Here is a 12,825-nt window from a genome sequence, read left to right as displayed (position 1 = left end):
GGTTCTCTTGGGTTGATCGCTTGCCATCCGTGGTTACAGTTTTTTGTTACTTTTAAGTTACGTTCCGCTCTGATTATTGAGAGAACTGACTAGGTTAAGAATCTCTTGTTCGCTATAGTGGGCCGCATTAAAAATAGGTAGATTGCGCAGTGGCATATCATTAACCATGGCAGCAGCCATCAAACGATCGGCTTCAGCCGCCGAGTCGTTTTTATCTCCGCCCATCATATTGGTAAACGTATCGATCATGGTTTCGAAGTAAGGTTTGCCTAAGGTCGTTTCAGCAATGTCCCCCAAGGTGGAATTCAGGGTATAGGGGATGAGAGGGGTTGCTGTGGGAATGTCATAACCAAGCAATGCACTGAACGCCACATCGTGGAAGTCTCGTTTAGCGGGCTCAAAGTAGGTCGATAACGCCTCATTGGTGGTTTGGCGAGGTATGCCCGTGTCCAAGGTGAGGGTAACTGTTTGGCGAATATCTGCGACGGAGGCACCAATCTGAATCAGATACTCACCACTTTCTGCCACCCAAGTCGCGTTTTCTGTATGCCAATAAGCGAAAGCTCGATAATCCAATACCAGTTCAATCTCTTTGCTTTCTCCGGCTTCGAGAAACACCTTACTAAAAGCTTTGAGCTCTTTTGCTGGACGAGGCTGGGAAGGCGAGGTCTGACCAATGTAACACTGCACAACTTCTGCTCCTGCGCGCTTGCCTGTGTTGGTAATGGTCACCACGAGTGTGAGGGTGTCATTTTCACCTAAAGAAATGGTTTGAGCGTCGACTTTCATCTGCAGGTTGCTGTAGTCGAAGGTGGTGTAGGATAAACCATGACCAAATGGGAACAGTACAGGCGTATTGCTGGTATCAAAGTAACGGTAACCTACCCAAATGGCTTCACGATATTGCACCTGCTTGGAGGTGCCTGGAAAGTAAGGCTGGCTTGGCACATCGTCTAAATGGGCTGGGAAGGTTTCGGCTAATTTGCCACTTGGGTTGACGTTACCCGATAGGACCTTAGCAACAGCGGAGGCACCCGCTTGTCCACCTAAATAGGCCTCTAGAATCGCGGCTGTTTGGTTGGCGAAAGGCAGTAAAACTGGCGCGCCATTTTGTAGGATGACCACGGTTTTCGCTAATTGCTCACCGAGGGCGTGGATGAGATCCAGCTGAACTTGTGGCAGATTGAGATGCTGACGGTCAAAGCCTTCAGATTCGTATTTAGGTGTTAACCCCGCAAATAATAAAACCACATCCGCTTGCTCGGCAAGGGCTACGGCTTTGCTGATTTCATTGGCGTCATGCACATCGTTTAGGTGATAGCCTAGGGTATAGCTGACATTCTCGGCACCAAACTGCTTTTTGATTTCGTCCAGAGGCTGTTCTAATGTGAACGGATTGATCTTAGAGCTGCCAGCGCCTTGGTAACGGGTGTTATTTGCCAACGCCCCAATGACGGCGATTTTTTTCCCCGCTGTGACAGGCAATAAACCGTCATTTTTTAACAGTACACAGGTTTCTTGAGCGATGGTGCTGGCCAGTTGGTGGTGATCTTGTAAATCCACCTGAACTGGGTCACTTTGCAAGGCATCACGAGATTTTATGATTAATTCTAAAACTCGGCCAACGGAGCGATCCAATGCTTCCATGGATAAGTTTCCGCTGTTAACGGCGGCAATGATCTTTTGCGTATTTAACTGACCAGAGCTGGGCATTTCTAGGTGTTGACCATTTTTAATGCCTTCCACTCTATCGTTATTGGCCCCCCAGTCGGTGACAACAATGCCTTCAAAGCCCCACTCATTGACCAATATATCGTCGAGCAATTGCTTGTGTTCAGCGGCGTAGGTGCCATTGACCTTGTTGTAGGAGCACATAATGCTCCAAGGCTGAGTGTTTTTGACGGCTTTTTCGAAGGCTGGTAGATAGATTTCGCGAAGTGTGCGCTGATCGACGACGGCATCGACCGTCATGCGGCAATGCTCGTGATTATTGACCGCAAAATGTTTGAGGCTGGTGCCGACTTCCTGACTCTGTACACCCTTGATCCAAGCGCTGGAAAGTTCGCCTGCGAGGAAAGGGTCTTCTGAGAAGTATTCGAAGTTACGCCCCCCTAGCGGATTGCGTTTTATATTGGTGCCAGGGCCGAGTAGTACCGAGACGTTTTCGGTACGGCACTCTTTACCTAAGGCAACCCCCATTTGCTCAATTAACGGGAGGTTCCAAGACGCCGCTAGCCCTGAAGCCGTTGGAAAACAGGTCGCTTTAACGGCGGCGTTTAAGCCGACATGATCGCCTTTTCCTGCTTGTTTGCGTAGGCCATGTGGGCCATCCGTCACCATAATAGAAGGCAGATTTAACCGCTCAACACCATGTAAATGCCAGAAGTCTTTTCCTGTGCATAAAGTGGCTTTTTCTTCCAAGGTCAATTCGGCTAAGAGTTCTGTTATTTTTATGTCACTCATCGTATCTATCCTTATTTAGCTTGATTTTTAGGGGGTAGGCACTGGCCTCATACCATCCAGTAACAGTTGAATGAGCACAGGGGTTAGCAAGGGGATCGTGTCATTATCGGCTTCCATTAGGGCATCGTGACGTAGCAACATGCGACGGAAGAAAGTGGGTATGGCGTTTAATAGGGTGATGGCTAATTGATTGGCTGGAATATCCACGCGAATAGAGCCTTCTTTTTGGCCCAATAACACGATATTGGTAAGACGGTGGTTGATGGTATTGGGTAAGCGTTGTGCGAGTTTCGCTCGAAACTCTGAAGGGATGCGTGAGCCTGCGTAGTAGCCATCAAATTCGGCGATAAAACGGTCATCGTCCTGGTATTGAATGTCGCAGTAGGCTTTCATCAAGACCTGAAGCCCATCAAGTATACTGGCATAGTGCCTCGCCTCGATTTGATCCATGATTTTGTCGTAAACGACCGCTTTACGTTTCAGCACCACGACCAAAATGGCGAAACCTAAATCGTATTTATCTTGGTAATAGCGATAGAGCGTATTACGGCTCATACCAATGGCACTGGCGATGTCCTTCATTTGTGTATCAGCAAAGCCGTTGGCAATAAAAAGTGCTTCTGCGACATGGATGATTTTGTCCCGAGTTTCCTCGGTTTGATGAACCATTCTAGCGATCATAGAAAATGTTACACGTGTTATATTTATTTTTTCAAATGTAAGGGGCTACTCCAAACGAGTCAAGTGTTAAATAAAATAGAAAAGTGACTCTCCGAAAAAGATCGCTTAATTCAAAGAGTCACAGACTAATGCTCGCAATGCATTAACGGCGCTTTGTGGCGTGGTTAATACGAGAAGGGTGAGTTGTTTGCGGAGACTTGGGGCGGCTTTCGCTAGAGAAAATTGACCTAATACCAGCACGTCGATATCGGGCAGTTGGGAGCAAGCTTCCACCGCTAGGCGGTTGTGGGTGTTTGCATCGCCATTTTTTAGCGCTGCTAGCGCGCCTTCGACGAGTATTGGATAAATGCTGATGACTTTGCCTTGTTCTGCGGCCATGGCTTCCAATTCAGCTTGTAAGGCGGGTAATGACGGCCCAAAGGTCACCATTAAGCCGATACGACTGCCCATGGCAATGGCCTCGGTAAAAGCCGATTCATTGGGACGTAATACGGGAATGGATAACTGACCTTTCACCGCATCGATGGCTGGGCCAAAGGCTGAGCAAGTAAATAAAATGGCATCTGTTGTATCGGCTTTGCCAGTGGTTCGAGCGGCGTAGTCTGCCAGTTCACTAAAACGTTTCATCATGTCGTCATCAAGCGTTCCCGCCTCCGCTAAATCTATGGCAAGGGAAGTATCGAGTAGGTCAAAACAAAAGGCTTCCGGCCACTCTTTAGCAAAGATCTCACGGGCTGGCGCAATGGATTCTTCTAGGGCGTGAATTAAAGCAATACGAGGCTGAGTGGTCACAATGTTCCCTTCAATGTTGCACATGAAACACCAATACCGCATTGGGGTATTGGTGCTGAGGATTATTTTTTATCCATGAGGTCGTCGTTTTCAATGACCCGTAAGGTCATTAAATCACTGTCTTTGGTGATGACTAAGCTGGGGTCGACTCGGATACAGCTGCCCGCATAGTGTCCTGCCACGGAGAAAGTACAGACTTGCGAACGGTAACCTTCGATATCCGGCAGCTTCCATAGGGCCTGAAAGATTTGATCTTGATGGGAGAAACGCCCTTCGGTTTCTTCCATCAAGGTATCGCTTCCATCGTATAAGCTGATGTTAAAACCACAGCGTCCAGCAATCGGTTTGCTCACATAACCATGATTTTTTAACGAATCGCTTAAGTCAAAAGACGCTTCCAATAGATAGGGATGGTTAGGAAATAGCGTCCATAGCACAGGTAAAATGGCTTTATTACTTGGAATCAGTGTCCAAAGTGGCTCGTAGACCATCACATCCTTACGCAATAATACATCCACTAAACGGGGCGCTGCGCTGCGGGGAATATCCGTTTGGTAATCACGCAGGCGTTGTTCATCGTCGTCGCACTCGGTACGAATTTGATCCAGTGCGGTTTCCCATGCCCAGGTTTTCCATACCCAGCGGATTTTGGTGCCATCTTGGTCGACCACATCACCGTCTTCATCCCAGCGTAAACTGCCGACGCCTTTGATGACTTTGCACGTCAGTCCGGCTTTCTCCATGACGTTTTTCATAAAGAGGGCGTGGTAGTTCTCTTCTAAGTCTGTATCTTGCATGATGTGAATCACGCCTTTTACCGAACTGTTTTTCCACGCTTCTAATAATTCATCTACCAGTTCTGTTGCTGAGCTTTCACCGTCTTGGCAACCATAATGTTTGGCCCATTTTTCTTGAATAATGCCTGCTTCCATATAACAAGAAGCAGAGTCACAGTTGTACTCGTAAACTTTGATGCCTTTTTCTGACAAACTAAAATCAAAGCGACCGGTAATCATTTGGTTGCGACGGTTGTCCCAAGACTGGTGTATTTTGGGCCATAATGCCGGTGGAATATTGAAGCTAGACAGTAGCTCGTCGTTTTGTAAAACATAATCCGTGGCGTGCATAAATAAGGCGTGTAGCTCATTCGTCGCGCGTTTCAATTCACGTTCAGCGGCTTCGCTCATCACCATGTATTTGTGATCGTCTTCCTTGCGTGAAGCGAGTTTATGGCCTTTCATCATCGCTACATAGGCTTCTTCGCTTGGGTTGGCAATATTCAACCAGGCACGTTTTTCTTGGCCTGTTTTTTTAACGTGACGTAATTGCAAATTGAACAGTGCAGGATCGATTGGCTGAATGTGCTCGGCGTAGGTGTCGTCGTCGGTTTGCATGACCCAGCCAAGAATCGAAGCATCACCGTAGGAGCAACGTAGCCAATAGCCACCGTCGTCACTAATACGGGCTTCCAGTTCACGGGAATAGTCTTGGCCTTCGGGCCAAACTCGATGTCCCACGTTTTGCTCGACGACGTAAAGGCGATCCGCTAATACCTTGGTGACAATCGCCACGTGCCCCGTGATTTCAAACTCACCCCCTTCATTCCAAATGAGCAAGGCCCCTTCCTCTGGGTGGCGTAAAGAACCATTGCGAAACGATTTCAACGGCAAGCGGCTTTCATCAGCAATTAGGCGCACTGAGTTGAGACGAAAAATATCGTAGGCCATGGCCACATCGTCAAAAATATAGCCCTTATTGAGATACAGCCACCGGCGAGCAAACTCTACACACTGCCACTTGTAGCCCATAAAAATACCATCCACATAACTGCGATAGGCGTGTCGGTTGGGCAGTTCTGTTTCATCGGCGGAGTCGTAATCGGATGAGTAAATGGGCACGTTGCCAGGGGCCATGCCTAACAAGGTACCAAACGGGGCCACGGGTCTACTGGAGTCTGTTGTCATTGCGGTGAAATCCCTCACACGGAAAAGCGCTGAATAGGGGCGAAAAAAGACGACCATAAGGTCGTCACGATGCTCGCAATATAGACCTAGATAAGCATCGCAGCAAGCGACTTTTTGTTGATATTCTATGCAGTAAAGGTGCTGTTTTTTTACACGTTACAAGGGCGATTTTAAGACGCGGGCAAAACGCTCTTTGATTAACTCCAGCATGGCCCGTCCTGCAAAAGACAACACCGCTTCCTTACGCCAAATGATGGAAAGTTGCCAGCGTAAGTCTTTATTATCCAAAGGTTTAATAATCGTTCCTGGGGTGAGATGGCGTTCGGCAATCAGTTCAGGCAATAGCATCACGCCCGTTCCAGCCGCGACCAGAGCAAGGCCGAAATCCGGCTGACTGACGTAGGTTACTTCCGTTGGTTCGAACCCCGCACTAAGACAGGCTTGGTGAATCAATTTATTGAGTATGAAAGAGGCCTCAAAGGTGACTAAAGCACTGCCAGCTAAGTCGCGCAAATCCACGGTGGTTTGTTGTGCTAATGGGTGACCATTGGGTAACACAATCCTTAGTGGATCATCATGGATAGTGAGCCAAGCAAAGGTCTCATCGTCAGGAATCAAGCTGGTGGCCAGTTCAATATCGCCATTTCTTAATGCGGCTTCTTGTTCTGCCCCGCCTCGCTCTAATAGTTCTATTTCGATTTGTGGATGTCGGGCGCGAAATTTGGCGATGATGGGGGCCAGAAGCTCGGCACTGCCCAGTGGCGATAGGCCGATTTTTAGATGGCCTCGCTCCAAACGTTTGAGTGCTTTCAGCTCTTGAATCATTTTTTGGCGGCCCTCAAGCAAGCTCTGGGCGTGTTGATAGACCACCTTCCCTGCTGGTGTGAGGCGGATGGCAGTACCGCGTTTGCCTCGTTCTAATAAGGTCGCGCTGAGTTCTTCTTCTAATTGCTGTATGGCTTTACTCAATGCCGGTTGGGAGATATGTACCTGATCGGCAGCTTTGCCAAAACTTCCGCCATCGACAATGGCAACCAGATAACGCAATACTCTAAGGTCCAATGTGTTATGCCTTTGCTAATGCTCTAAGAAAGTTTATTTATACATTACTTAACTATTAGTTATCAATTAGATATTTAACATTCATTATAACTATGTTTTTAGCAGGCTTATACTCCATGCTTCTTCGATGCTTTATAGGTGCAAACCAGAGATATCATGCGAACGCTACCTAGTTCTTTTTTTCATTCTATGTTTCTGAAAAAACATGTGTTTTTTTATTGTTTAATGCAATTGATGGCATTGTGTGGCTTGTTATGGCTATGCAATCAAGTGGTTGCGTTCTTGCATTGGCACATTCCCGGCAGTGTGCTGGGGTTAGGTATTTTAGTGTTGTTACTGTTAACCCATGTTGTGCCGGAGCGAGCCATACAAGCGGGTTCTTCTTGGCTCTTGGGTGAGCTGCTGCTGTTTTTTATCCCACCTGTGGTGTCGATTTTGAAATATCAGGTGTTTATTCGTGACGATGGCTGGATGATTGCTGGTACCGTTGTATTGGGCACTCTATCGGCTTTGATTGTAACCGCTTGGGTAGTGGATCGGGTGTATACCCTTGAAAAAGGCATAAATGACCGACGTCTCGCTCGAGCCAGTCATCGGGAAAATGGCAAGAATAGCATAGGGGCGCAAAATCATGTCTGATACGCTGTTAGCCTGTCTCAGTTTTGCCGCCACTATTGGTTTTTATTATTTGACGAAATGGGCGTATCGCCGCAAAAAGGTATTTTTCCTTGCGCCAATTTTATTGGCACCGTTGGCGATTATCGGTTTTGTGCTTTTAGTGGGCATTCCATTAGACGATTACTTTTTGTACACCCATTTTCTGGTGATGATGTTAGGGCCTGCGACGATTGCCTTTGCGGTACCGATTTATCAACAAAGGTCGATTATTAAACGCTATCCCTTAACGCTACTCATTGGGGTGATCACCGGATTAATGATGGGCATGTTATCCTCTTGGGCGCTTGTGCATATTTTTCCTATGCCACCTGAGTTGGCAAACAGCATGTTGTCACGTTCTGTGTCGACCCCCTTTGCTATGCAAGCCACGGTGAGTTTTGGTGGTATACCGGACCTTACGGCCATGTTGGTATTAATGACGGGCATTGTGGGGATGGTGATCTGTGAGCCCGTGTTTCGCTATATTGGCATTCGTACCACGTTAGCAAAAGGCATTGCCTTGGGGGCGGCATCCCACGGGGCGGGGACGGCCAAAGCTCGCGAGATTGGCAGTGAGGAAGGCGTGATTGCCAGTTTAACGATGATTTTTGCCGGGATCGCGATGGTGATAGGAGCGCCACTATTTGCTTTAGTTATTTAGTGCTTTTTACGGATGTGGTAGTTCATCATCTACATCCGTGTAGATCATTGATTTATTGATTTATTGATTTATTGATTTATTGATTAAAGATCAAATTGGTTAATACATTGGCCACTTTCTCTGGTGCCTCTATCTGTGGAGTATGTCCACATTCCTCAATAATTAATAAGGACGACTTGGGGGTGATGGATTGAGCGTTTTTGCTATGTTCAATGGATACGACCATGTCATGAGTACCATGCACAAAAAGCACTGGCACGGGACAGGTTTTCAGCATGGAGAGTGTTTTTTGGTACAAAGCGGGGCGCTGACCCGAAAAGTTTGTCATGAATCTTAGAGTGCTTAAAAATGCTTTGTTCGCACCAGGGCGCATCACATTGCGGGTGATGACCGCTTCTATTTTTGGTCGTTGTTTTTCTGGCTCATAAAAAATCGACTGAATTTGTTGATTGACGGCTTGCTTACCCGGTTTATTCATCAACTCTCCCAATAGGGGAAGTGACATCAAACGAAAGGGAAAAGGTGACTCTTTCCCTAGTGACGCGGCATTAAGCAGAGCCATTTTATTAACACGATCTGGATGAAGGTTCATCATATGGATACTGATGGCACCGCCGAGGGAGTTACCTCCTAAAGTGATCGGCTGGTCAATGTTTAGCGCGTCTACAAAATGCCAAGCAGTTTGCGCAAAGTCTTCAACACCATAAGGCTGGTTTCCGAAATCCGATAAGCCGTGTCCAGGAAGATCCCAAGTAATGACACGAAGTTGATTGTCTTTTGCCAATAGGGCATAGGGTTCCTGCCAGGTTTCTAAGGAGGCACCGATACCGTGTGTTAGCAGTAGGATTGGCCCTTCTCCCCCCGTGTCCTGATAACGAATATTGCAGCCATTGACTGAGATGAACTGGTCTTGTGACAAAATATTATCCTCCGATTATTGTTATTATCTGCGATCATTTTCAAAAGTAAAAATGTTGCTTGTTCGAGCAAGCATAAGACGTGCCTGCTTTAGATAATCTCTGATGATAATATAAAAAGTCTATTTAACGTTTTGATTTTAAATGGAAAAATTAAATGTCTTTCCATTTGAAGAGTAGGCTTTGATTAATATAAGTCCCGCTTATTTTAATCATATAATCAAGCTGTCTCGCTTAAACTGGCACCGGATGATGATTTCATTATATGACATTAGATTTTAATGAGTTGGGGGTGCCAGTATTTGCGCTAACAATGGTACCTGACGCTTAGTGTTTTATGGCAACCCAACGGGCCTCTTTATAAGATAACTCTGCCGCATCGCATAATTGATTAACCTGATAAGCGGCACGAAAATCCGGCCAGAGTGGGGCATCCGTTAAGATACCTTCTATTAGGTCGCGGATTTCTACTGCTTTCATATCGTTATAGCCCAAACCGTGACCAGCTGAGACGCAAAAATTCACATAATCAGGATGCCCTGGACCCGTTAGGATACGCCGGAAACCTTGTCGGTTTTTGGCATCGTCAGCGGTGTATAGCTGCAATTCTGATAAACGTTCTTGATCGTAAATCAAGGTGCCTTTGGTCCCAGTGACCTCAAACCACAAACTATTTTTACGGCCCCAAGCAATACGTGAGGACTCCAATGTGCCAATGGCGCCGTTGGCAAAGCGCACCATCATGTGTACTTGATCGTCGTTTTCAACCTTTCCCATCCCGTGAGTCTCTCCCATCAAGGGGCGCTGTGTGTGCACGGTTTGTAAGTCTGCACAGACTTGAGTGATGGGGGCGACCAGATAATGGGCCATATTAATAATGTGCGAGCCCATATCACCTAAGGTGCGAGCCCATATCACCTAAGGTGCCAGAACCGGAAAACTCTCGTTTTAAGCGCCAAGAGAAAGCACTATTGGCGTCGGCAAGATAATCTTCGTTGAAGGTGCCACGGAAATGCACAACATCGCCAATCTCCCCCTGTTGGATAATTTCTTTGGCGAGCTGTACGGTTGGGTTCTTGATATAGTTGAAGCCTACTAGCGTTTTAATACCTGCTGCCTCTGCAGACTGCGTCATAATTAATGCGTCTTCAGCGTTTAGTGCCAAAGGCTTTTCTGAATAAACGTGTTTGCCTGAGGCAATGGCCGCAAGCGCCATGTCTTTATGAAGATGATTGGGAGCGCAAATATCCACGACATCAATATTTGGGTCGTTTACTAGTTCGCGCCAATCGCCAGTTGAACGGGCAAAACCAAACTCTTTGGCTTTTTGTTCAGCTAATGTCGTGTCCACCTCGGCAATCATGTCACAGACTATTTCGCCACTTAATGGAAAAACCGCTGCGGCTGTTTTAAATGCGATGGCGTGGGCTTTTCCCATATAGCCAGTACCAATTAGACCTATTCTAACTTGTCTCATGCCTCACCTTTTTTATTATTTTTAACTTATTTCATGATGGTGTTTTGTAAAAAGGATTTATTTCGCTCGTTATTCTCTTTAATTGACATAATATAGAAGGAAATGACTGGTGCCGTACATGACTGGAATGAAGAAGGATTTGTCTAAAATCACTTTTACTAATTTAAAAGAAGTCTATTTCGGGCTGACAAAATACCCTAAATCGGGCACACATGGGCCGCGTGTTCAGCGTGGTATCCAGCTCTTTCATCTACTGAGTGGTCAGGTTACCATGACGATTGATGAGAAAAGCCTCCTTTTGCATCCTGGTGATTTTGCTTTGCTACTGCCCGGCCGACATGAATTTCACCAATTTAGCGAGCGAGAAGAGAGTACTCATACTTGGTGTCAGTTGGATTTTGTCATGCGACCCGATGAACTGGCAGTGCAACTTGGCGATATGCGGCCCGTAGTGGAAGCCAATTATGATATTCAGTCTTATATGGATTTAGGGCTAGCACTGACCCGTACACCGACACTGGCGACTCAGCCCGCTTTGTTAGATCTTGGCCAATCGTTATTACGTTACTATTTGGCCTATGCTAAGACCTATACGAATGCCAATGAAGACAGGCATCCTATTCCTAAAGCGGTGCGCATCGCTTGCGATTATATGAGTCGTCATTTTGATCAGCCGCTTTATTTAGATAAGATAGCCAAGATAAGCCATGTTTCGACGAACCACCTAATCGTATTGTTTAAAAAACATCTACAAATTACACCAAGTCGTTACTTGTGGAAGTTACGATGTCAGCATGCGTCGGCTTTGCTGCGGGAAACCAACATTCCTATTAGCCTCGTCTCAGAACAAACAGGCTTTGTTTCAGCGTTTCATTTTTCGCGTTTGTTCAAGCAAGAATATGGCGTCTCTCCAACAGGGTATCGCCATGAACTGAGTCATCGGGATAGTTAAATTATGCAAATATCGAAGTATTTCGATATGACGGATTGAATTCCCGTTTTCTTTCCCTATCTTATAAATATATTCGAATTAACTTTGAAACTTTGTATAGGAGTTTATTGTGTCAACGACCGAGAAAAACCTCTTTAGTCCCGTCACATTGGGCGATGTTGCACTGCCAAACCGCTTTATCATGGCTCCGCTGACTCGTACCCGCGCACCGCACCATCTACCGAATGCCTTGATGGCTGAGTATTACTCCCAGCGCGCCAGCGCAGGCTTGTTAATCACCGAATGTACCATGGTGACAGAAGGCAGCTCGGCGTTTGGTGATGACCCCGGTATTTATTCCCAAGAACAAATAGAGGGTTGGAAGCTGACAACGGATGCTGTGCATAAAAAAGGCGGACGTATTTTCATGCAGATCTGGCATGCGGGTCGTGCTGCACACCCATTGCTTAACGGCGGCAAAGAGGCGGTTTCCTCTAGTGCTCTTGCTATTGATGGTGAAACTCATACACCTGAAGGTAAAAAACCTTACACCGTGCCTCATTCGCTTACCGTGACTGAAATCAAAGCGATCGTGAATGACTTCCGTCAAGGGGCAATCAATGCCAAAGCGGCGGGGTTTGATGGTGTGGAAATCCACGGTGCGAATGGCTATTTGATAGACCAATTCCTGCGTGAAAGTGCCAACCAGCGTACCGACGAATACGGCGGTTCTTTGGAAAACCGTGCTCGCTTTTTGATGGAAGTACTTGAAGCGGTCACCGAGGTCATGGGCAGTGGTCGAGTGGGTGTACGCCTATCGCCATTAAACAGTTTCAATAGTATGAAAGAAGAAGATCCTGTCGCTTGGATTCGTTTCTTATGTGAGCAGCTAAACCGTTTTAATTTGGCTTATGTTCACGTGATGCGCGCTGATTTCTTTGGCGCACAATCGGCGGATGTGTTGAGTGTGGCTCGTGAGGCTTATCAAGGCCATTTAATGGTCAACATGGCTTATGATGCAGAAGAAGCCAACCAAGTGATTGCCAGTGGTCAAGCCGATAGCGTGGCGTTTGGTAAAGCCTTTATTGCCAACCCAGATTATGTGGAGCGTGTGAAAGCGGGGGCGGATTTAAACGAACCTAACCCAGATACTTTCTACACCTCTGGTAAAGAAGGTTACACAGACTACCCCTTTATGACAGCGTAGCGATTAGTACTTT

At 46.6% G+C, this 12,825-nt stretch carries 12 protein-coding genes; 4 read left to right on the top strand and 8 right to left on the bottom strand.

Translation table 11 applies throughout. The annotated features are described in order from the left end of the window. Positions 1-57 precede the first annotated feature (57 nt). From JHD45_RS05675 to JHD45_RS05655, 5 genes are all read right to left on the bottom strand, one after another. A complete protein-coding gene (locus JHD45_RS05675) occupies positions 58-2,463 on the bottom strand; it encodes a glycoside hydrolase family 3 C-terminal domain-containing protein (protein WP_199475541.1) in 2,406 nt (801 codons plus the stop codon). A gap of 27 nt (positions 2,464-2,490) precedes the next feature. After that, positions 2,491-3,132: a TetR/AcrR family transcriptional regulator gene (locus JHD45_RS05670; protein ID WP_233407607.1), complete on the bottom strand. Its 642-nt coding sequence runs from the start codon at positions 3,130-3,132 to the stop codon at positions 2,491-2,493. A 117-nt stretch (positions 3,133-3,249) separates the two neighbouring features. Beyond that, entirely contained in the window at positions 3,250-3,936 is a 687-nt protein-coding gene (locus tag JHD45_RS05665) for an aspartate/glutamate racemase family protein (protein WP_325097260.1), read from the bottom strand. A 62-nt stretch (positions 3,937-3,998) separates the two neighbouring features. Beyond that, positions 3,999-5,900, bottom strand: a complete 1,902-nt coding sequence (gene gss, locus JHD45_RS05660) for a bifunctional glutathionylspermidine amidase/synthase (RefSeq protein ID WP_199475538.1) — start codon at positions 5,898-5,900, stop codon at positions 3,999-4,001. Between the two features lie 156 nt (positions 5,901-6,056). Further along, the gene (locus JHD45_RS05655; RefSeq protein ID WP_199475537.1) at positions 6,057-6,962 is read right to left on the bottom strand and encodes a LysR family transcriptional regulator; all 906 of its coding nucleotides are present in this window, start codon (positions 6,960-6,962) and stop codon (positions 6,057-6,059) included. A gap of 156 nt (positions 6,963-7,118) precedes the next feature. On the opposite strand from JHD45_RS05655, the gene JHD45_RS05650 reads away from it, so the two are divergent. Together JHD45_RS05650 and JHD45_RS05645 are read left to right on the top strand one after the other, a co-directional pair. After that, complete coding sequence (locus tag JHD45_RS05650) at positions 7,119-7,601, top strand: CidA/LrgA family protein (RefSeq protein WP_199475536.1); 483 nt, start codon at positions 7,119-7,121, stop codon at positions 7,599-7,601. Beyond that, entirely contained in the window at positions 7,594-8,280 is a 687-nt protein-coding gene (locus tag JHD45_RS05645; protein WP_199475535.1) for an LrgB family protein, read from the top strand. The genes JHD45_RS05650 and JHD45_RS05645 overlap by 8 nt, the downstream gene beginning before the upstream one ends. A 76-nt stretch (positions 8,281-8,356) precedes the next feature. On the opposite strand, the gene JHD45_RS05640 is transcribed toward JHD45_RS05645, so the two are convergent. The 3 genes from JHD45_RS05640 to JHD45_RS22405 all read right to left on the bottom strand — a co-directional run bounded on the left by JHD45_RS05640 (position 8,357) and on the right by JHD45_RS22405 (position 10,674). Further along, positions 8,357-9,199: an alpha/beta fold hydrolase gene (locus JHD45_RS05640; protein ID WP_199475534.1), complete on the bottom strand. Its 843-nt coding sequence runs from the start codon at positions 9,197-9,199 to the stop codon at positions 8,357-8,359. 325 nt (positions 9,200-9,524) lie between these two features. Next, positions 9,525-10,088, bottom strand: a complete 564-nt coding sequence (locus JHD45_RS22410; protein ID WP_267905950.1) for a Gfo/Idh/MocA family protein — start codon at positions 10,086-10,088, stop codon at positions 9,525-9,527. A gap of 1 nt (position 10,089) precedes the next feature. Continuing rightward, positions 10,090-10,674 (bottom strand): Gfo/Idh/MocA family protein, encoded by a 585-nt coding sequence (locus JHD45_RS22405; protein ID WP_267905949.1) that lies wholly within the window; start codon positions 10,672-10,674, stop codon positions 10,090-10,092. A gap of 118 nt (positions 10,675-10,792) precedes the next feature. Between JHD45_RS22405 and JHD45_RS05630 the strand changes: the two genes are divergently transcribed. Both JHD45_RS05630 and JHD45_RS05625 read left to right on the top strand, forming a co-directional pair. Further along, positions 10,793-11,626 (top strand): AraC family transcriptional regulator, encoded by an 834-nt coding sequence (locus JHD45_RS05630; protein ID WP_233407635.1) that lies wholly within the window; start codon positions 10,793-10,795, stop codon positions 11,624-11,626. 109 nt (positions 11,627-11,735) lie between these two features. Then, positions 11,736-12,812, top strand: coding sequence for an alkene reductase (locus tag JHD45_RS05625; RefSeq protein WP_199475532.1), 1,077 nt, complete (start codon positions 11,736-11,738; stop codon positions 12,810-12,812). The last annotated feature ends 13 nt before the right edge of the window (positions 12,813-12,825 follow it).

This window comes from Marinomonas spartinae (assembly GCF_016461715.1).
GTDB classification, from domain to species: domain Bacteria; phylum Pseudomonadota; class Gammaproteobacteria; order Pseudomonadales; family Marinomonadaceae; genus Marinomonas; species Marinomonas spartinae_A.
The sequence above is the reverse complement of the archived record's forward strand: the minus strand, read 5'-3'. Positions and strand labels throughout refer to the sequence as shown.

What these genes read in the sequence shown, in the direction of transcription:
- JHD45_RS05675 (WP_199475541.1), bottom strand. Translation starts at nt 2,463, where the DNA reads ATGAGTGACATAAAAATAACAGAACTCTTAGCCGAATTGACCTTGGAA.
- JHD45_RS05670 (WP_233407607.1), bottom strand. Translation starts at nt 3,132, where the DNA reads ATGGTTCATCAAACCGAGGAAACTCGGGACAAAATCATCCATGTCGCA.
- gss (WP_199475538.1), bottom strand. Translation starts at nt 5,900, where the DNA reads ATGACAACAGACTCCAGTAGACCCGTGGCCCCGTTTGGTACCTTGTTA.
- JHD45_RS05650 (WP_199475536.1), top strand. Translation starts at nt 7,119, where the DNA reads ATGCGAACGCTACCTAGTTCTTTTTTTCATTCTATGTTTCTGAAAAAA.
- JHD45_RS05645 (WP_199475535.1), top strand. Translation starts at nt 7,594, where the DNA reads ATGTCTGATACGCTGTTAGCCTGTCTCAGTTTTGCCGCCACTATTGGT.
- JHD45_RS22410 (WP_267905950.1), bottom strand. Translation starts at nt 10,088, where the DNA reads ATGGGCTCGCACATTATTAATATGGCCCATTATCTGGTCGCCCCCATC.
- JHD45_RS22405 (WP_267905949.1), bottom strand. Translation starts at nt 10,674, where the DNA reads ATGAGACAAGTTAGAATAGGTCTAATTGGTACTGGCTATATGGGAAAA.
- JHD45_RS05630 (WP_233407635.1), top strand. Translation starts at nt 10,793, where the DNA reads ATGACTGGAATGAAGAAGGATTTGTCTAAAATCACTTTTACTAATTTA.